This window comes from Kitasatospora sp. CB01950, assembly GCF_001905465.1.
Taxonomy (GTDB): Bacteria; Actinomycetota; Actinomycetes; order Streptomycetales; family Streptomycetaceae; genus Kitasatospora.
Window position 1 is genome coordinate 108,051 of sequence record NZ_LISX01000017.1, and the last position, 18,696, is coordinate 126,746.

Below are 18,696 nucleotides of genomic sequence, written 5' to 3' on the forward strand. Positions count from 1 at the left end.
GTCGCCGCCGACGGGCTCGACTGCACTACGCCTGACACGATCTGCTCCGCCTCCTGGGCGAGGACGAAAGGGCCGGCCCGGGAGGTCTCCGGGACGGTCGGACGAGGTCCGTCGGGCGCACCCGACGGAACATCGTCAGACAGAACCCTAGTCCGGGCAGGCTACGCCAAATGAATGAAGATCGGCTCGATCAGCCGGTCGGGCCCGCACCGGTGCCGACGCCGCCGCCCTGGCCGCCGCCGCGGCCGCCGAAGCCGCCCGCGCCGCCCTCGGTGAGCTGGGTGGCGCTGTAGGAGCCGTCGGCGCCCTTGCTGCCCAGCACCGTGACGCTCTGGCCGGGCTGGAGGTCGCCGACCTTGCCCTCCTTGGTGGTGGTGACCTTGGTGGAGTCGCCGGTGGTGACCTTGACGGTGTTCCCGTTGGCGTCGGTCAGGTAGACGGTGTCGCCGTCCACCGACTTGACGGTGCCACGGGTGAAGCCGCCGCCGGGGAACTGGCCGCCGCCCTGCTGGCCGTTCTGGCCGCCGCCGTAGCCGCCCTGGCCGGTGCCGCGGCGGCCGCTCTGCTGGCCGTTCTGCCCGCCTGGGTACTGCTGGCCGCCGGAGGCGCGGGTGCCGCCGTTGGCGGGCCCGTTGTCCTTCTGGTACCAGACGCCGCCCGCGAAGGACAGCACGGCGATCAGGCCGCCGGCCAGCGCCAGGGTGGGCCAGGGGAGCTTGCGGCGGGGCGGCGCGGCCAGCTCGGCGGTGATGTCGCGGGCGTCCGGCGCGGTGGCCAGCAGCTCCTGCTCGTCCGACATGAAAGGGCTCCTTCTACTCGTGCCGGAGGGCGTCGATGGGGCGCAGCGAGGCGGCCCGGTTGGCGGGGTAGCTGCCGAAGAACAGGCCGATGGCGACGGCGATGGCGAACGCGCCGAGCACCGACTCGGGGATGACCACGGGTTTGATGCCGACCACCGAGAAGTGCGAGCCGACGATTCCGGCGAGCACGCCGAGGCCGGCGCCGATCACGGACAGCAGGGTGGACTCGGCGAGGAACTGGCCGAGGATGACGGCGCGGGGCGCGCCGAGCGCCTTGCGGATGCCGATCTCCCTGGTCCGCTCGGTGACGGTGACCAGCATGATGTTGGTGATGCCGATGCCGCCGACCAGCAGCGAGATCGCGGCGACCGCGCCGAGCAGCACCGTGAAGGTCTTGGTGGTGGACTCGCGGGCGCTGAGCAGCGAGGTCTGGTTGCTGATCCGGAAGTCGACCTTGGTGGGGTCCTTGAGGGCGTGGGTGCCCATCAGGATCCGGGTGATGTCGGACTGCGCCTCGGTGGTGGTGTCGGCGGAGGACGCCTGCACCAGGATCTGGTTGACCGAGCCGAAGCCGGTGAACGCGTTCTGCACGGTCGGCAGCGGGGCGATCACCACGTCGTCGGGGTCGTTGAAGCCGGTGGAGCCCTTGGCGGTGAGCACGCCGGTGACGGTGAACGGGGTGCCGCCGATGGTGATCCTCTTGCCGATCGGGTCCTCGGCGGCGAACAGCTCCTTGGCGGTGGTCGAGCCGAGCACGGCGACCTTGCGGGAGTTGAGCACGTCGTCGGCGGAGAAGTAGTCGCCCTCGGCGATCTTCTGGTTGGCCGTCTCGAAGTACGCCGGGTAGGTGCCGACGATCTGGCCGGGCTGGTACGAGATGTTGCCGTACAGCGCGGTGCCGCTGGTGGTGACCACCGGGGCGACGGACTTGACGGCCGGGGCGTCGGTGGCCGAGGCCAGTGCCTCGGCGTCCTCCACGGTGAGCTTCTTGGCGGCGGTGGCGGAGCCGCGGGAGGCCGCGGAGGAGACGGTCAGCGAGTTGGTGCCGAGCGAGGTGATGGACTCCTTCACCGCCACCGAGGAGCCGTTGCCGACGGCGAGCAGCAGGATCACCGAGGCGACGCCGATCAGCACGCCGAGCATGGTGAGGGCGGAGCGGACCTTGTTGGCGGCCAGGCCGCCGACCGCGAAGCGGATCATCTGCCAGGCGATCACGCGACCACCTCCGCGGCCAGGGCGGGGGGCGGTGCGTCGACCGGCGTCTGCCGGACGTCGGAGACGATCGCACCGTCGACCAGCCGGACGACCCGCTTGGCGTGCCGGGCCACCTCGTCCTCGTGGGTGATCATCACGACGGTGCGGCCGCGCGCGTTGAGGCCGTCGATGAGGCCCAGCACCTCCTCGGTGGAGCGGCTGTCGAGGTTGCCGGTGGGCTCGTCGGCGAGCAGCATCGCGGGGGCGGTGACCAGGGCGCGGGCCACCGCGACGCGCTGCTGCTGGCCGCCGGAGAGCTGGTTGGGCTTGTGGCCGGCCCGGTCGGCGAGGCCGACCAGGGTGAGCGCGGCCATCGCCCGGCGGCGGCGTTCGGCGGCCCGGACGCCCGCGTAGGCGAGCGGCAGTTCGACCTGGGCGAGCGCGGTGGTGCGCGGGACCAGGTTGAACGACTGGAACACGAAGCCGATCTTGCGGTTGCGCACCAGGGCGAGCTGGCCCTCGTCGAGGTGGCCGACGTCGGTGCCGTCCAGCAGGTAGCGGCCGGCGGTGGGCACGTCCAGGCAGCCGAGGATGTTCATCAGGGTGGACTTGCCGGAGCCGGAGGAGCCCATCACGGCCACGTAGTCGCCCTCGGCGACGTCCAGGTCGACGCCGTGCGGAGTGCCGTCCGGGCCGTCGGGGCCGCGCAGGGCGTGCACGACGGCGTCGCCGTGGCCGTAGGACTTGGTGACCCGGCGGATCTGGATCACCGGGGGCTTGCCGGTGCTCATCCGCGCGAACCCCCGCCGCCGTTGCCGCTGTTGCCGCCGCTGCGGCCGCCGCCATTGCCGCCACCGCCGAAGCCGCCCGCCGCACCGCCGCCCAGGCCGCCGGCGCCGCCCGTGCCGGGGAACTGGCCGGACGGGAAGCCGTTGCCGGTGCCCGCGGTGGTGGCGGTCAGTTCGACCTTCTCGCCCTCGGTGAGGCCGTCGGTGACCTGCGCGGTGGTGTCGCCCTCGATGCCGACGCCCACCTGCACGCGTTCGGTGCTGCCGTCCTCGTGCACCACGGTCGCGGTGCGGGTGGAGCCGGTGCCCTGGAGGGCCGCGGTGGGCACCGACAGGGCGTTCTCGGCGGAGCCGGTGACCACCGAGATGGTGGCGCTCAGCCCGGTGCGCAGCGCGGAGGTGTCGCCGCCGATCTGCAGCGTCGCGCCGTACTGCACGGCGCCGTTGGTGGAGCTGGACGGCAGCGAGCTGACCGAGAGCACGGTGGCGTCGAGCTTGGTGTCGGACTGCGCGTTCAGGGTGACGGTGGCGGTCTGGCCCTTCTTCAGCTTCAGCGAGTCCAGCTCGGAGAAGTTCGCGGTGACCTCCATCCCGGAGGGGTTGGTCAGCACGATGAACCCGGTCGGGGTGGTGCTAGAACTGCCGCTGCCAGTACTGGACTTGGCGGTCGTCGAGGAGCCGCTGCCGGAGCCGGACGATCCGCTGCCGGAGCCGGAGACGGTGTCGCCGGCCTTGGCGGAGACCGAGGCGACGGTGCCGTCGGTGGTGGCGGTCAGGGTGGTGCCGGTCAGCGCGGCCTTGGCGTTGGTCAGCGTGGTCTGCGCGTTGTCGACCTGCTGCTGGGCCTGGGCGACCTGCGCCTGGTCGACCTTCACGGTGGTCGTGGTGGTCGGCTGCGGGGTGCTCGCGGCGGCGGACCCGCCGGAGTTGCCGCGGCTGCCCGAACCACCGCTGCCCGAACCGCCGCTGGCCGAACCGCCGCTGCCGGAGCCCGAGTTGGCCGAGCCGGGGACGGTCGTGGTGACCGTCTCGCCGGCCTCGGCCTTGTTCAGGTTGGCCTGGGCGGCGGTCAGCGCGGACTGCGCCTGGTCGACCTGCTGCTGGGCGGTGGTGGTGTCGACGGTGGCGAGCACCTGGCCCTTCTTCACCGTGTCGCCGACCGCCACCTTCACAGCGGTCAGCCGGCCGCCGGTGGTGAAGTCCTGCCCGGCGTCGGAGGGAGAGAACAGCGTGCCCGATCCGGACACGGTGGCCTGGACCGTGCCCTTGGCGACCGTGACCGTGCGGACCTTGGAGCCGGTGGCGGCCTTGCCGGTCCCGCCGTCCAGGGTGGTGTACGCCAGCGCGGCCCCGCCCAGCAGGGCCACGCCGAGCGCGGAGTTGACGAGGACGGCACCACGCCGTCGCGGAAGCACCTTCATGGCGCAGAAGCATCGCCTTGGGCTCTTGCGCCGCCCTGTGCGGATGCTGGACGCCCGCTGGGACCAGCGATCCGGACGAATCGGTGCGCACCACCCGCCGCTGGGCCGCCGGATCACCGGCGGACCACCAGCTCTTGACCGGGCTCCCAGAATCCTCCCAGCGAAGTCCCGTCGCGGGTTCACCCGCCCGGTGCGTCAGTCGGTGCGTCAGCCGGTGCGTCAGCCGGTGCGTCAGCCGGTGCGTCAGTCGGTCAGCTTCCCGGCGAAGTGGTCGAGGTAGGCCTGCATGTCGAAGTTCCCGTGCCCGGAGAGCGCGAACACGATCGCCTTCGACTCGCCGGACTCCCGGCAGGCCAGCGCCTCGTCGATCGCCACCCGCACCGCGTGGGTGGACTCCGGGGCGGGGACGATGCCCTCGGTGCGGGCGAAGGTCACGCCGGCCTCGAAGCAGGCGGTCTGCGGCACCGCGACGGCCTCCACCAGGCCGAGCTCCTTGAGGTGGCTGACGATCGGCGACATGCCGTGGTAGCGCAGCCCGCCGGCGTGCATCGCGGGCGGGGTGAAGGCGTGCCCGAGGGTGTGCATCTTCAGCAGCGGGGTGGTGCCGGCGCTGTCGCCGAAGTCGTACTCGTAGCGGCCCTGCGTCAGGGTGGGGCAGGACGCGGGCTCCACGGCGACCGCCCGGACGGCCCGGCGGCCCGCCAGCTGCTCGCCGAGGAACGGGAAGGCGAGCCCGCCGAAGTTGGAGCCGCCGCCGGCCGCGCCGATCACCACGTCCGGGTAGTCGTCGATCCGGGCGAACTGGGCGATCGCCTCCTGCCCGATCACGGTCTGGTGCAGCAGCACGTGGTTCAGCACCGAGCCGAGCGCGTACTTGGCGCCGCCCCCGGCGGCCGCCAGGGACTCCACGGCCTCAGCGATCGCCAGTCCGAGGCTGCCGGGCGTCGCCGGGTCCTCGGCGAGCGCGGCCCGGCCGGCGGCGGTCAGTTCGGACGGGGAGGCGTGCACGCGGGCGCCGTAGGTCTCCATCAGGGCCCGCCGGTAGGGCTTCTGGTCGTAGGAGACCCGGACCATGAAGACCTCGCAGTCCAGCTCCAGGAACGAGCAGGCCAGGCCGAGCGCGCTGCCCCACTGCCCGGCGCCGGTCTCGGTGACCAGCCGGGTCACGCCGGCCCGCTTGTTGTAGTACGCCTGCGCGAGCGCGGTATTGAGCTTGTGCGAGCCGGTCGGGTTGCCGCCCTCGTACTTGTAGTAGATCCGGGCGGGGGTGCCGAGGGCCCGCTCCAGGCGTTCGGCGCGGACCAGCGGGGCGGGGCGCCAGCGGCGGTACAGGTCGAGGACCGCGCCGGGGATGTCGACCTCGCGGGGGCCCCCGAGTTCCTGGGCTGCGAGTTCGGCGGGGAACAGCGGGGCGAGGTCCTCCGCGGTGACCGGTTCCTTGGTGCCGGGGTGCAGCATCGGCGGGACCGGCTCGGGCAGGTCCGGAAGGATGTTGTACCAGGTGGTGGGCGTGGAATCGGTGTGCTGGCTCAACGGGCTCTCCCCTGCGGTGCGATCGCTGCCGCGGGAGTCCTTCCACGCCGAGGGGACGGGCAACCGTGCTGCCCGTCCCCCTTCTTGACCTGGCGTCAGATCCCCTTGCGGAACGCCTCCGCGGCGCCCAGGAACAGGTCGTTGCCCTGCACCTCGCCGATCGAGACGCGCACGCCCTCGCCGGGGAACGGGCGGACCACCACGCCGGCCTCGGCGCACGCGGCGGCGAAGTCCAGGGTGCGCTCGCCGAGCCGCAGCCAGACGAAGTTGGCCTCGGAGGGGACCACCGTCCAGCCCTGGGCGCGCAGCGCAGCGGTCACCCGGGTGCGCTCGCCGACCAGCGCCTCGACCCGCTCCAGCAGGGCGTCCTCGGCGCGCAGCGAGGCGACCGCGGCGTCCTGGGCGAGCTGGCTGACGCCGAACGGGACGGCGGTCTTGCGCAGCGCGGTGGCCACCTGCTCGTGGCCGACGGCGAAGCCGACCCGTAGGCCGGCCAGGCCGTACGCCTTGGAGAAGGTGCGCAGCACGCAGACGTTGGGGCGGTCGCGGTACAGCTCGATGCCGTCCAGGACGTCCTCGTCGCGGATGAACTCGCGGTAGGCCTCGTCGAGGACGATCAGGATGTGCGACGGCACGGCGTCCAGGAAGCGGACGAGTTCCTCGCGGTGCAGGGCGGCGCCGGTCGGGTTGTTGGGGTTGCAGACGAAGATCAGCCGGGTCCGGTCGGTGATCGCGGCGAGCATCGCGTCGAGGTCGTGGGCCTCGTCGGCGGTGAGCGGGACGGGCACCGGGGTGGCGCCGGCGATCTGCGTGATGATCGGGTAGGCCTCGAACGAGCGCCAGGCGAACATCACTTCGTCGCCCTCGCCGGCGGTGGCGAGCACCAGGGACTGCGCGACGCCGACCGAGCCGGTGCCGGTGGCGATGTGCTCGGCGGGGACGCCGAAGCGCTGCGCGAGTTCGGCGGTGAGCGCGCCGACCCCCATGTCCGGGTAGCGGTTGAAGTCGCCGGCGGCGGCGACCGCGGCCTCCAGCACGCCGGGCAGCGGCGGGTAGGGGTTCTCGTTGGAGGAGAGCTTGTAGGAGTCCGCGCCGGCGGGCTTCCCGGGCTTGTAGCTGGGGATGTCGTCCAGGCTCGGCCGCAGGCGCGGGCCGTGCTCACGCTGAACCACGGGGTTCTCCGTTTCTCTTCATCGGCGGCGGGTGCCGATCGGAACCCGGTCGGGTGCCGTGAACGATACCGACCGCCCTCACCCGTGCGGGTGAGATGCTCGTCCGGGTTACGGGTGCAGATCAGTCATTCTGTCGGGTTCCTTTGGCACATGTCAGAGGTAATAAGCCTGGAAAACCGCAGCTGTCGAAGGGTGCACCGGGAGGACGTCCTTGGAGAAACGTATCTTCGACGTTCAGTAGCGAACCGGTCACAGAACGCCGCGATGCGCCATACGATCGGTCCGCCATGACAGCAGCAGCCAATCAGAACGGTCGCCGAGCCACCGCCTCACGGCGCCTGGAACGGGCAGGCATCCGGGACGTCGCGGCGGCCGCCGGAGTCTCCATCACCACGGTCTCGGACGCCCTCAACGGCAAGGGTCGCCTCCCCGACGAGACCCGCAGCCGGGTGCGCGAGGTCGCCGAGCGCCTCGGCTACCGGCCGTCCGCCGCCGCGCGGACCTTGCGTACCGGCCGGTCCGGCCTGATCGGACTGACCGTCACCACGTACGGCGAAGAGCCGTTCACGTTCACCGAGTTCGCCTACTTCGCGGAGATGGCGCGGGCCGCCACCAGCGCCGCGCTGGGCCGCGGGTACGCCCTGGTGGTGCTGCCCGCGTCGTCCCGGCACGACGTGTGGAGCAACATCGCGCTGGACGGCACGGTGGTGATCGATCCGCCCGACCAGGACCCGCTGGTGACCGAGCTGTACCGGTCCGGTGTGCCGGTGGTCTCCGACGGCAAACCGGGCAACTGCCCGGTCACCGCCTGGGTGGACAACGACCACGAGGCGGCGGTGCTCGGCATCCTGGAGCACTTGAGCGAGGCCGGCGCCCGCCGGATCGGCCTGCTCACCGGCACCTCCACCGACACCTACACCCGGCTCTCCACCGAGGCGTACCTCGCCTGGTGCGACCGGGTCGGCCAGGAGCCGGTGTACGAGGCGTACCCGGCCCACGACCCGGCCGCCGGGGCGGTCGCCGCCGACCGGCTGCTGGCCCGCCCGGACCGGCCCGACGCGGTGTACGGGCTGTTCGACCCGAACGGCACCGACCTGCTGGCCGCCGCCCGCCGCTACGGCCTGCGGGTCCCCGACGACCTTCTGCTGGTGTGCTGTTCGGAGTCCGACGTGTACGCCAACACCGAACCTCCCATCACCACACTGTCGCTGAAACCCCGTCGGATCGGCACCACGGTGGTCAACCTGCTGATCGACGCGATCGAAGGAGTCGACGCGGGGTCGGGATCGGTGCCCGGGCGGCTGTTCCCGCCGCGCTACCGCACCGCGGGGACGGGCCCGCCGCCCGGCACCCTGATGCCCACCGAACTGATCGTGCGGGCCTCCTCGCAGCGCCGCAGCCCGCGCACCACGGTCAGTCCGCCCCGTCCGCCGGGCGAGGTGTGAGCGTGTGCCGCCCGCGCCCGCCACTGGTCCGGACCACCTCGGACCGGGGCAGACCGGGCGGCCGATCCACCGCCCGACGGGTCGACGGGGAAAACGAGTACCGACCAGGTGAGGACGGCGGGAGAGTGCGCTTCCTATGATGGGCAAATGACACCCGAGGACCTCTTCCGCGAACCCGAGCACCCGCACTCGGGCATCCGCTCCCGCCAGGACCTCGACGTGCTCCCCCAAGGCTCCTGGTTCGAGCCGGCCGAACCCGTCGGCTACCAGTACGAGGACACCCACAGCACCTACGGCGGCGCCCACTACCTGGAGCAGCACTGGGCCCCCGCCGGGCAGTTCGGCGACAGCGCGCCCGTGCCCGGGCACTACGCGCCCACCATGGCGGCCCCGCACGAGGACCCGCCGACCATCGAACTCGGCCCGCCGATCGAGCCGGCGCCCGCCGTCGAGGTGCACTTCCCGTACCCGCAGCCCGAACCCGGCGAGGGCCCCGGCCCGCTGTTCGTCATCGGCGACGTGCACGGCTACCTCGACGAACTGCTCGCCGCGCTGCACCAGCAGGGCCTGATCGACGCCGACGGCCACTGGTCGGCCGGCCGCTCCCGGGTGTGGTTCCTCGGCGACTTCACCGACCGCGGCCCGGACGGCATCGGCGTCATCGACCTGGTGATGCAGCTGGCCGCCGAGGCGGCCTCGGCCGGCGGCTACTGCCGCGCCCTGATGGGCAATCACGAACTGCTGTTCCTGGGCGCCGCCCGCTACGGCGACGAGGCCGTCCAGTCCACCGCCGGCACCGCCTCGTTCCTGGCCGCCTGGCGGCTCAACGGCGGCCAGCAGCACGACCTGGAGCGCCTGCAGCCGCACCACATCAGCTGGCTGTCCCGGCTGCCCGCGATGGCGCTGGAGGACGGCCACCTGCTGCTGCACTCCGACACCACCGCGTACCTGGAGTACGGCGAGACCATCGCCGACGTCAACGACGCCGTGCACGCGCTGCTCGCCGACGAGGGCATCGACGAATGGTGGGACGCCTTCCGCAAGTTCACCAAGCGGTTCGCGTTCCGCGGCCAGGCCGGCACCATGGCCGCGCAGGAGCTGCTCGCCATGTACGGCGGCTACCGGGTGGTGCACGGCCACAGCCCGATCCCGTACCTGACGGGCGACCACCCGGAGGACGGCACCCCGCCGCACGTGCCCGGCCCGTACATCTACGCCGACGAGCTGGCCATCGCGATGGACGGCGGCGTCACCATGGACGGCCGGCTGCTGGTCGCCCGGCTGCCGCTCAACTGACCGAATCTTCGATCAACTGCTCGACGACGCAAGGGAACCGAGCGTCCCGAAGTTCCGGAAAGAGCCTGTCGGCGCGCTCCCGCGCGCCCCTACCATCGAGGTCTGCGACCTTTCGTCCACCTCGCGGAACGGGGTACCCATGAGCCACCCGCCGCGCCTGCTCGCCGAGGACCGCGCCGACTTCGCCCGGCTGCTCGACGAAGCGTTGCGCGACCCCGCCGTCCGGCAGGCCCTGGCCGCGCCCGGCGCGCACCTCACCGCCGAACAGCTGCACACCCGGGCGCTCGCCGACGCCGACACCGTCGCCGCGCCGGCCGCCCCCGAGTACGTCCGCTACCTGGAGCTGCGCACCGCGCTCGCCGAACGCCCGAACGGGACGCCGCCGCCCGGCGCCGGGCTGTTCCCGGTGCTGACGGTGCTGACCCCGGTGCTGGCCGGGTCGGCCGGGCTGGCGCTGCTGATCCTGGGCTGGCTGCTGCGGGTCGCCGCACCCGGTCTGGCGCTCGGCCGGTCCACCGTCACCGCCGGGCTGCTGGCGCTGGCCATCGCCGCCGCCGCGCTGCTGATCGGCGGTACCGGTCTGGTCCTCACCGCGCGCCGGGACGCCTCCCGCACGCCCGTCGCCGACCTGCCGCAGTCCGTCGAACTGGCCGAGGCCCGGACCGTCTGGCACGCCGCGCTGCGCGAACGCGCCCTGCTGCCCTGGCTGCTCGCCGACCATGCCGCCGCGCCCGGCACCGCCGTCCCGCGCCCCCGCACCGCCCCGCCGGACCTGCACAGCCCCGGCTTCAGCCGCGCCGGGTACGCGGGCCCGGGGTTCACCAGCCCGGGCGGCTCGGCCCGCCCGTCCGGGTTCACCGGGCCGGGCCACAGCAGCCCGGACTTCACCAGCCCCGGCCCCGAAGGCCTCACCGACGACCAGGGACGCAAGCGCAAGGACGGCCCCCGCTTCACCGCCCCCGGCCCCGAAAGCCACCCGGACTGGACCGCACCGGACTTCACCAGCCCGGGCGGCTCGGCCCGCCCGTCCGGGTTCACCGGGCCGGGCCACAGCAGCCCGGACTTCACCAGCCCCGGCCCCGAAGGCCTCACCGACGACCAAGGGCGCAAGCGCAAGGACGGCCCCCGCTTCACCGCCCCCGGCCCCGAAAGCCACCCGGACTGGACCGCACCGGACTTCACCAGCCCGGGCCCGGAGGGCATCACCGACCCGGAGGGCCACCCGCGGCGGGACGGCGACTGACCGTGCCGCCCCGCAGGTGGCCGCTCAGCCGCTCGCCGTCCGGCCGAGGGCCAGGGCGGCGAGCAGGGCGGCCGCGTCGGGGAGCACCGAGTCGTCGAAGCAGGCCTGCGGGGAGTGGTTGTAGGGCGCGGTGAACGGGTCGGTGCCGGGCGGGCACGCGCCGACCATCACGTACCCGATCGGGACGTGCTCGGCCAGCATGCCGAAGTCCTCCGAGCCGGTCACCGGGTGCGGCATCTCGACGTACCGGTCGGGGCCGAGCAGTTGGCGGGCGGTGTGCTCGGCGTACGCCGCCTCGGCCGGGTCGTTGACCGTCACCGGGTAGCCGGGCCGCACCACCACGTCGACCTGGCAGCCGTGCGCCTCGCCGATGCCGCGCACCAGCCGGCCGGCCCGCTCCAGCACCCGTTCCCGGGCGGCGGGGGAGAACGAGCGGACGGTGGCGACGAACTCGGCCCGGTCGGGGACGACGTTCTCGACGGTGCCGGCGTGGAAGGTGCCGACGGTGAGCACCACCGGGTCGAAGGCGTCGAACTGCCGGGTGACCATGGTCTGCAGTGCCAGCACCGCCTCGCAGGCGACCGGCACCGGGTCGAGGGCGAGGTGCGGGCTGGAGCCGTGGCCGCCGCGACCGCGGACCACCACCCGCAGCGTGTCGCTGGCGGCCATGATCGGGCCGGGCCGGCCGGCGACGTACCCGGCGGGCAGCTGCGCGGCGGTGACGTGCAGCGCGTACGCGGCGACCACCCGCTCCCCGGCGGCGTCCAGCACGCCGTCCTCGATCATCAGGCCGGCCCCGCCGGAGCCCTCCTCGCCGGGCTGGAACATCAGCACCACGCTGCCGGCCAGTCGGTCGCGCCGATCGGCGAGCAGCCGGGCCGCGCCGACCAGCGCGGCGGCGTGCAGGTCGTGGCCGCAGGCGTGCATCGCGCCGGGCACCTCGGAGGCGTACGGCAGGCCGGTCTCCTCCTGGACGGGCAGCGCGTCCAGGTCGGCGCGCAGCAGCACGGCCGGGCCGGGGCGGGCGCCGCGCAGCACGGCGGTGACGGAGGTCAGCCGCTCGCCGAGGGCGATCTCCAGCGGCAGGCCGTCCAGCGCGGCCAGCAGCCGGGCCCGGGTGCGCGGCAGGTCGAGGCCGATCTCCGGGTGCCGGTGCAGGTCGCGGCGGAGTTCGACCAGGTCGGTCCGGAGCGCGGCAGCGGCGCGACGCAGCTCGTCGGGGGTGGAGCGGTCGGTGTGGACGTCGGTCGACACGGGTGCGCCTCCAGGACGGTCGGGGAGCGGGCGGTCTCCCGCATCCTGACCCGGCGACGTCCCACCGACGCCCGCGACGCACGGATCAGCCGCGACCGACCCGTTCGGCGGCCCCGGCCGCACCGTCCAGGTCGTCTCCGCCCCGGCCGTCCAACGACTCACCCACGGGGACTGCCCCCGCGTCAGGGGCCGATCGGGCTCACGGTCGGAAAGTACGTCCGACAGCGGGTGGCGTCCCTGGTGAGCAGCCGGTGGCCCCGCACCTCAACCGGCCCTGACCGGGCCGGAACGGGCGTCGGCCCCCACCGCCGCAGCGGTGGGGGCCGACGTATTTCTACGCGTTACTTCTTCGGGGTCAGGCAGAGAACGAACTTGTCGCTGCCCAACTGCTGGGCGAGCGCGTCGAAATCGTCGCCGCAGGCGTGGGTGTCGAAGGTGTTGTCGATGACCTTGTCGACCGTGTGGGTGGCCTTGCTGTCGTCGCAGCCGACGGTGTCGACCTTCGGGTCGTTGTCGCTGCCGGTGACGGAGACGCACTGGCCGACCTTGGCGTGCACCGGCTTGTCGGTCATCGCGTCGCGGACGGCGAACTTGACCACTGCGATGACGATGATCACGACCAGGATGCCGAGGCCGGAGATCAGCTTCTTGCCCAGGGTCTTCTTGGGCGCCGCGGCGGCGGCCTGCGCGGCCTGGCCGTACTCGAAGGGAGCCGGGCCGCCGGCCTCGGGAGCGGGCGGGGTCTGGGGAGGCTGCGGGCTGCTCATGAGTTCCCTCTGGAGTGGGTCAGGTCGAACGTGCTCGCGAACCTTATCCAGATCCGATTTGGTTTCTATCCGACATATCAGCCAAATCGGGTGCCCGTCATTCAAGCGAGATGTAAAGAATTGACAAACCCTCAGGGTCAATGGCCCGGAAACGTTCCGACACCGGCCGATCCACGCATTTCGTCCACCACCGCGAGAAACACGAAGAAGTTCGGAATCTTGTGCACCGGGGTGTTCGACCAGCCGAACAGCTTCCCGGCCTTCGACACGAACACCGTGCCGTCCTTGACCTCGATCCGCTCGACCTCGGGCCACGCCAGCGACCCGCTCCGGGCGTTCGCCACGCCGCCCGCGTTGACCGCGATGTCGCCGAACCGGACCGTCCCGCCGCGCCTCACCACGTCGAGCATGCCCGGGAGTTGGGCCCGGGTGATCTCGTGCTGGAAGGCCGCGCCCCAGACCACCGGGTCGGCGTAGAAGCCGGTCAGCTCGACCGAGGTGCCGTCCGGCCGGTACAGCGTGTACAGGTAGGTGGTGACGGTGTGGAACCCGTTCACGTACCGCCGGGTGATCTGCTGCAGCACTGCCGCGTTGTCCCACCGGAATGCCACCGGCCGGCCGGCCCGGTCGCCCGCCACCACCCCGTGCTCGAAGCAGTGGATGCGCTTCGCGCCCTGCTTCTTGTTCAGGTTCGGGACCTGCGTCAGCCGCCAGATGAAAATCAGCCCGGGCAGCACGAACAGCGCCAGCCCCACCAGGCACATGACGATCAGTCCGGTCATCGCCGCACCGCTCAACCGCTTGGGCCCGAACGAAGCCCGGAGCTCCCCGAGCCCCTCGCTCGCCGCCAGCGCCGCCACCTCGTCGGGAACCTGCTCCGGCACCAGCGGTGCCTGGACGTCCTGCATCCGGATCTCTCTCATCACGAAGAAACCGCAGGTCGTCCCGGCGGCGGCACGGATCGTACTGCCTCCGCCCCGGCCCGCGCGGACCGCCCTCCCCCGGGGTGACAAGGTCCGAAACCCGCCAGTGGCGCGGCCCGCGCCCGCCTGGCCTCGCGACCATGCCCCGGCACAGCCGCGACATCGTCCAGCACGCCTGGAAGGCCTTCGCCGGCCACGACGCGGAGCGGATCGCCGCCGTGTTCACCGAGGACGCCGAGTGGCTGGCCCCGGCGGGCAACGCGACGGCCGTCGCGCTGGACTGCCCGAGCCACCTGGTCGGCCGCCGGGCGATCGCCCACTTCCTCGCCGAGGACTTCCCCCGCCTGTTCGTCCGGGACGTCGCCGTCGTCTTCCACGCCATTCACGCGGACGGCGACCGGGTCGTCGTCGAGGAGACCATGACCGCGACGCTCGCCAACGGCACCCACTACGCCAACGACTACTGCCTGGTCTTCGACCTCCGCGACGGCCTGATCCACCGCGTCCGCGAGTACCTGGACACCGCCCGCGGCCACCGCGCGATCTTCGGCGACCGGCCCTGACCGCCGCCCCCGCCCCGGACTGCACTGCGGCCGGGCCGGGGCGGGGTCTGCGAGACGCGTCAGTCGACCAGCGGCAGGTAGACCTTGCTGCCGTGGGCCGCGAACTCGGCGGACTTCTCGGCCATCCCGGCCTCGACAGTGGCGGTGAGGTCGGCGCCGTGTTCGTCGCGGATCTGTCGGCTGATCTTCATGGAGCAGAACTTGGGGCCGCACATGGAGCAGAAGTGCGCGGTCTTGGCGGGTTCGGCGGGGAGGGTCTCGTCGTGGAAGGCGCGGGCGGTCTCCGGGTCGAGGGCCAGGTTGAACTGGTCCTCCCAGCGGAACTCGAAGCGGGCGTCGGAGAGCGCGTCGTCCCAGGCCTGCGCGCCGGGGTGGCCCTTGGCGAGGTCGGCGGCGTGGGCGGCGATCTTGTAGGTGATGACGCCGGTCTTCACGTCGTCGCGGTTGGGCAGCCCCAGGTGTTCCTTGGGGGTGACGTAGCAGAGCATCGCGGTGCCCCACCAGGCGATCATCGCGGCGCCGATGCCGGAGGTGATGTGGTCGTAGCCGGGCGCGACGTCGGTGGTGAGCGGGCCGAGCGTGTAGAACGGGGCCTCGTCGCAGATCTCCTTCTGCAGGTCCATGTTCTCGCGGATCTTGTGCATCGGGACGTGCCCGGGGCCCTCGATCATCACCTGGACGTCCTTGGCGCGGGCGATCCGCCCGAGCTCGCCGAGGGTGGTGAGTTCGGCGAACTGCGCCTCGTCGTTGGCGTCGGCGATGGAGCCGGGCCGCAAGCCGTCGCCGAGCGAGAAGGTGACGTCGTAGGCGCGCAGCAGGTCGCAGAGTTCCTCGAAGTGCGTGTAGAGGAAGTTCTCCTGATGGTGCGCCAGGCACCAGGCCGCCATGATGGAGCCGCCGCGCGAGACGATGCCGGTCTTGCGGCGGGCGGTGAGCGGCACGTACCGCAGCAGCACGCCGGCGTGCACGGTCATGTAGTCGACGCCCTGCTCGCACTGTTCGACGACGGTGTCCCGGTAGACCTCCCAGCTGAGGTCCTCGGCCCGGCCGTCGACCTTCTCCAGCGCCTGGTAGAGCGGGACGGTGCCGATCGGGACGGGGGAGTTGCGCAGGATCCACTCGCGGGTGGTGTGGATGTTGCGGCCGGTGGAGAGGTCCATGACGGTGTCGGCGCCCCAGCGGGTGGCCCAGGTCATCTTCTCCACCTCCTCCTCGATGGAGGAGGTGACGGCGGAGTTGCCGATGTTGGCGTTGATCTTCACCAGGAAGTCGGTGCCGATGATGGCCGGTTCGCTCTCGGGGTGGTTCACGTTGACCGGGATGACGGCCCGTCCGCGCGCCACCTGCTCGCGCACGAACTCCGGCTCCAGGCCTTCCCGGAGCGCCACGAACTCCATCTCGGGCGTGATCAACCCCTGCTTGGCGTAACCGAGTTGGGTGACGGCGAGGCCGTCCCTGGCGCGCAGCGGGCGGCGCGGGCGGCCGGGGAAGACGGCGTCCAGGTTGCGCAGGTCGCCGCCGCGGGGCGCGGTGTGCTTGATGCCGTCGTCCTCGGGCCGGGCCTCGCGGCCCTCGTACTCCTCGACGTCGCCGCGTTGGCGGATCCAGGCGTCGCGCAGGGCGGGCAGTCCGCGTCGGACGTCGGCGGAGTGGTCGGGATCGGTGTACGGGCCGGAGGTGTCGTACAGCGGGACGGTGCGGCCGTCGGTCAGTTCGACCTCGCGGTAGGGGACCCGCAGGTCGGGGCGGCTTCCCTGGCGGTAGGCCTTGTGCCAGGCGGGGGTGGGGTACCCGCCGGCGGCCGAATCGCGGGCAGAGCTGTGCTCGGAAAAAACGGTCATCGGACCTTCAACTCCCTACGCCGGCATTACCCGGTCAGGTTCCTGCGGTCGGCGCAGCAGGTGGTTCGCGGATCCGCGTACCGTCAGCGCCCTCTCAGCCCGGTGCTCCGAGCTCCCGTTCCGCGCAGGCGTCGTCCGCCTGCGTTCGGTTCCTCACCGTAGGGCACGCGGCGGCACCGGTCCAGGGCGCATCGCCGGGCCCGCACCCGCACCGGCGTGCAACTCCCGTGCGGGCCGGAACTGTTCACTCCTCGCCGGGAGTGGGAGAATCGTGCAGGTGATCGGACTGATGGGGCGGGTGACGGGGCGGATCGGCGCAGGCCTGGTTGGCGAGGTGATGGTGCACGTCCCGGAGCGGCTGGGCACCGAGGCGTTCCTGGCGTACCTCGCCACTCCGGGTGAGCCGCTGCAGTCGGGCACCATGGTCGTCGTGGTCGAATATCAGCCACCGCGCACCGTCTACGTCGAACCGCTCTGATCACCTGCCGGACCGTCACCGGTGACCCCGCGCAACGGTTTCAGGACAGTGCGAGTTCCTCCCGGCTCAGCTCTTCCCCCGTGATCCGGAACGGCGGAGAATGCGGCTGCCACCGACTTCCGCGCCAACCTGCACGGACCGAAGCGCAGTCACGGAACCGGTGTGCTCCGAAGGGGGAGATTGCCGATGCTGATCGGCATCGCGGGCAGCGCCGTCGCCGGCGTCATTGTCCTGATCGTGCTCTTTAAGTCGATGTGGCGCGTGGCGGAACCCAACGAGGCGTTGGTGATCTCGGGTTCTAAGCACGGCGAGGGTCTGGGCTTCCGTGTGGTGACCGGCCGGGGCACCTTCGTGATCCCGGGCGTCCAGGCGGTGCGCCGGCTGTCGCTGGACCTCAACGAGGCCGCGCTGGACGTGGAGTGTGTGACGTCGCAGGGAATTCCCGTGCACGTCAAGGGGGTTGTGATCTTCAAGGTGGGCGACGACAACGCGTCGATCGCCAACGCCGCCCGGCGTTTCCTGGACCAGCAGAAGATGATGGGCCAGCGCGTGCACAACGTGTTCGCCGGTCACCTGCGGTCCATCGTCGGCGGGCTCACGGTCGAGGACATGATCCGCGACCGCGAGCGGCTCACCGGTGAGACCCGCTCCGCCTCGGGCATCGAGATGGAGAAGCTCGGCCTCATCATCGACTCGCTGCAGATCCAGGAGATCCTGGACCCGACCGGCTACATCACCAACCTGGCCGCGCCGCACGCCGCGGCCGTCCAGCGGGACGCCCGCATCGCCGCCGCCGAGGCGGACCGGCGGGCCACCGAGGCCGAGCAGGAGTCGTTCGCCCGCAAGGCCGAGGCAACGCGCAACTCCGGTATCCAGCAGGCCGGTTACCAGGCCGAGATGGACACCGCCGCGGCCCGCGCGCTGCAGGCCGGCCCGCTCGCGCAGGCCGCCGCCCGGCAGGAGGTCGTGGTCCAGGAGACCAAGGTCGCCGAGCTGGAGGCGCACCGCAAGGAGCAGCAGCTCCAGGCGGACGTCCGCAAGCCCGCCGACGCCCGCGCGTACGAGACCCGCACCAAGGCCGAGGCCGACCGCGACGCGCGGATCTCCGCCGCCGAGGCGCTGTCCCGGGAGACCGACCTGAAGACCGCCGCCGAGGCGAACCGGGTCAAGGTCGCCGCCGCCGCGGAGGCCGAGGCGACCCGGGCGCGCGGTCTGGCCGCGGCCGAGGCCACCCGGGCCACCGGTGAGGCGCAGGCCGCCGCCGAGGCCGCGAAGGGCCTGGCCGAGGCGGAGGCGTCCCGGGCCAAGGGTCTCGCCGAGGCCGAGGCCACCCGGGCCCAGGGCCTGGCCGAGGCCGAGGGCATCAAGGCCCGCGCCGCGGCGCTGGCCGAGAACCAGGAGGCGGTGGTCGCCCAGCAGCTCGCCGAGAACTGGCCGGCGATCGTCCGGGCCGGCGCGGACGCGTTCGGCAACGTCGAGCACATGGTGCTGCTGAACGGCGCCGAGGGCATGTCCGAGATGTTCGCCAAGGCGCTCACCATGGGCGGCACCGGCCTCGGCCTGGCCCGCCAGCTGCTCAACGCGATGTCCCCGGCCACCGGCGGCGCGGAGCCCGCCAAGGCCGCCGCGACCCCGGCCCAGGTCATCCCGATCCAGGCCGGCGCCGAGTAGGTCGCGCTCGGCACCACGCAGTCGGGTCCGCCCGGGCGAGGGAATCCCCTCCCCGGGCGGACCCGTGTGCGGCCTCCGCGAACCTCGGCACCGGTCGCAGGCCGGCGCCGGCCGGACAGGCGCTAGGGCCTGTCCGGTCGATCTTGTCGGATCAGCGCACGGCGTCGGGCGCCCGGCTGGGCGTGCCGGCGAAACGTCCTCGTACTGGGTGTACTTGGATGTTTTGCCGGTGCGTCCAGGCGGGATGATCCGGCGTCGCGCGCCCGGCAAGATCGGCCGGACAGGCGCTAGGTCGTGTCTCATAATT

At 72.5% G+C, this 18,696-nt stretch carries 16 protein-coding genes; 6 read left to right on the top strand and 10 right to left on the bottom strand.

Annotated elements, in window-relative coordinates; all coding sequences use genetic code 11:
* Nucleotides 1–190 precede the first annotated feature (190 nt).
* From AMK19_RS30580 to hisC, 6 genes are all read right to left on the bottom strand, one after another.
* Nucleotides 191–799 (bottom strand): DUF5666 domain-containing protein, encoded by a 609-nt coding sequence (locus AMK19_RS30580; RefSeq protein ID WP_073818025.1) that lies wholly within the window; start codon nt 797–799, stop codon nt 191–193.
* A gap of 13 nt (nt 800–812) precedes the next feature.
* Complete coding sequence (locus AMK19_RS30585; protein ID WP_143200484.1) at nt 813–2,015, bottom strand: ABC transporter permease; 1,203 nt, start codon at nt 2,013–2,015, stop codon at nt 813–815.
* Entirely contained in the window at nt 2,012–2,785 is a 774-nt protein-coding gene (locus AMK19_RS30590; protein ID WP_073818028.1) for an ABC transporter ATP-binding protein, read from the bottom strand. The genes AMK19_RS30585 and AMK19_RS30590 overlap by 4 nt, the downstream gene beginning before the upstream one ends.
* Nucleotides 2,782–4,203: an efflux RND transporter periplasmic adaptor subunit gene (locus AMK19_RS30595; protein ID WP_073818030.1), complete on the bottom strand. Its 1,422-nt coding sequence runs from the start codon at nt 4,201–4,203 to the stop codon at nt 2,782–2,784. Before AMK19_RS30595 ends, AMK19_RS30590 begins: the two co-directional genes overlap by 4 nt.
* A 243-nt stretch (nt 4,204–4,446) precedes the next feature.
* Nucleotides 4,447–5,736: a TrpB-like pyridoxal phosphate-dependent enzyme gene (locus tag AMK19_RS30600; protein WP_073818032.1), complete on the bottom strand. Its 1,290-nt coding sequence runs from the start codon at nt 5,734–5,736 to the stop codon at nt 4,447–4,449.
* Between the two features lie 95 nt (nt 5,737–5,831).
* Nucleotides 5,832–6,908 (bottom strand): histidinol-phosphate transaminase, encoded by a 1,077-nt coding sequence (hisC, locus tag AMK19_RS30605; RefSeq protein ID WP_073818034.1) that lies wholly within the window; start codon nt 6,906–6,908, stop codon nt 5,832–5,834.
* A 287-nt stretch (nt 6,909–7,195) separates the two neighbouring features.
* On the opposite strand from hisC, the gene AMK19_RS30610 reads away from it, so the two are divergent.
* From AMK19_RS30610 to AMK19_RS30620, 3 genes are all read left to right on the top strand, one after another.
* Entirely contained in the window at nt 7,196–8,353 is a 1,158-nt protein-coding gene (locus AMK19_RS30610; RefSeq protein WP_073818037.1) for a LacI family DNA-binding transcriptional regulator, read from the top strand.
* Between the two features lie 147 nt (nt 8,354–8,500).
* Nucleotides 8,501–9,649: a metallophosphoesterase gene (locus AMK19_RS30615; protein ID WP_241844659.1), complete on the top strand. Its 1,149-nt coding sequence runs from the start codon at nt 8,501–8,503 to the stop codon at nt 9,647–9,649.
* 139 nt (nt 9,650–9,788) lie between these two features.
* Entirely contained in the window at nt 9,789–10,892 is a 1,104-nt protein-coding gene (locus AMK19_RS30620) for a hypothetical protein (RefSeq protein WP_073818039.1), read from the top strand.
* A gap of 24 nt (nt 10,893–10,916) precedes the next feature.
* Here AMK19_RS30620 and AMK19_RS30625 read toward each other — a convergent pair whose 3' ends face one another.
* The 3 genes from AMK19_RS30625 to AMK19_RS30635 all read right to left on the bottom strand — a co-directional run bounded on the left by AMK19_RS30625 (nt 10,917) and on the right by AMK19_RS30635 (nt 13,836).
* Nucleotides 10,917–12,146 carry a M20 metallopeptidase family protein gene (locus AMK19_RS30625; RefSeq protein ID WP_443135056.1) on the bottom strand — a complete coding sequence of 410 codons (1,230 nt, stop codon included), beginning with the start codon at nt 12,144–12,146 and terminating at the stop codon, nt 10,917–10,919.
* A gap of 341 nt (nt 12,147–12,487) precedes the next feature.
* On the bottom strand, nt 12,488–12,913 hold the full coding sequence (locus AMK19_RS30630; protein WP_073818042.1) for an LppU/SCO3897 family protein: 426 nt from the start codon (nt 12,911–12,913) through the stop codon (nt 12,488–12,490).
* Between the two features lie 137 nt (nt 12,914–13,050).
* Nucleotides 13,051–13,836: a DUF6585 family protein gene (locus AMK19_RS30635; protein WP_143200485.1), complete on the bottom strand. Its 786-nt coding sequence runs from the start codon at nt 13,834–13,836 to the stop codon at nt 13,051–13,053.
* A 140-nt stretch (nt 13,837–13,976) separates the two neighbouring features.
* Here AMK19_RS30635 and AMK19_RS30640 point away from each other — a divergent pair, with 140 nt between their 5' ends.
* On the top strand, nt 13,977–14,399 hold the full coding sequence (locus AMK19_RS30640; protein ID WP_073818048.1) for a nuclear transport factor 2 family protein: 423 nt from the start codon (nt 13,977–13,979) through the stop codon (nt 14,397–14,399).
* Nucleotides 14,400–14,458: 59 nt separating this feature from the next.
* Here the strand turns inward: AMK19_RS30640 and thiC are convergent, their stop codons facing one another.
* A complete protein-coding gene (thiC, locus tag AMK19_RS30645; RefSeq protein WP_073818052.1) occupies nt 14,459–16,240 on the bottom strand; it encodes a phosphomethylpyrimidine synthase ThiC in 1,782 nt (593 codons plus the stop codon).
* A gap of 277 nt (nt 16,241–16,517) precedes the next feature.
* Between thiC and AMK19_RS30650 the strand changes: the two genes are divergently transcribed.
* Both AMK19_RS30650 and AMK19_RS30655 read left to right on the top strand, forming a co-directional pair.
* Entirely contained in the window at nt 16,518–16,718 is a 201-nt protein-coding gene (locus AMK19_RS30650) for a hypothetical protein (protein ID WP_073818087.1), read from the top strand.
* A 186-nt stretch (nt 16,719–16,904) separates the two neighbouring features.
* Nucleotides 16,905–18,389 (top strand): flotillin family protein, encoded by a 1,485-nt coding sequence (locus tag AMK19_RS30655; protein WP_073818055.1) that lies wholly within the window; start codon nt 16,905–16,907, stop codon nt 18,387–18,389.
* Nucleotides 18,390–18,696 lie beyond the last annotated feature (307 nt).

What these genes read in the sequence shown, in the direction of transcription:
- AMK19_RS30655 (WP_073818055.1), top strand. Translation starts at nt 16,905, where the DNA reads ATGCTGATCGGCATCGCGGGCAGCGCCGTCGCCGGCGTCATTGTCCTG.
- AMK19_RS30590 (WP_073818028.1), bottom strand. Translation starts at nt 2,785, where the DNA reads ATGAGCACCGGCAAGCCCCCGGTGATCCAGATCCGCCGGGTCACCAAG.
- AMK19_RS30620 (WP_073818039.1), top strand. Translation starts at nt 9,789, where the DNA reads ATGAGCCACCCGCCGCGCCTGCTCGCCGAGGACCGCGCCGACTTCGCC.
- AMK19_RS30635 (WP_143200485.1), bottom strand. Translation starts at nt 13,836, where the DNA reads ATGAGAGAGATCCGGATGCAGGACGTCCAGGCACCGCTGGTGCCGGAG.
- AMK19_RS30615 (WP_241844659.1), top strand. Translation starts at nt 8,501, where the DNA reads ATGACACCCGAGGACCTCTTCCGCGAACCCGAGCACCCGCACTCGGGC.
- AMK19_RS30630 (WP_073818042.1), bottom strand. Translation starts at nt 12,913, where the DNA reads ATGAGCAGCCCGCAGCCTCCCCAGACCCCGCCCGCTCCCGAGGCCGGC.
- AMK19_RS30580 (WP_073818025.1), bottom strand. Translation starts at nt 799, where the DNA reads ATGTCGGACGAGCAGGAGCTGCTGGCCACCGCGCCGGACGCCCGCGAC.
- AMK19_RS30595 (WP_073818030.1), bottom strand. Translation starts at nt 4,203, where the DNA reads ATGAAGGTGCTTCCGCGACGGCGTGGTGCCGTCCTCGTCAACTCCGCG.
- thiC (WP_073818052.1), bottom strand. Translation starts at nt 16,240, where the DNA reads ATGACCGTTTTTTCCGAGCACAGCTCTGCCCGCGATTCGGCCGCCGGC.
- AMK19_RS30640 (WP_073818048.1), top strand. Translation starts at nt 13,977, where the DNA reads ATGCCCCGGCACAGCCGCGACATCGTCCAGCACGCCTGGAAGGCCTTC.
- AMK19_RS30610 (WP_073818037.1), top strand. Translation starts at nt 7,196, where the DNA reads ATGACAGCAGCAGCCAATCAGAACGGTCGCCGAGCCACCGCCTCACGG.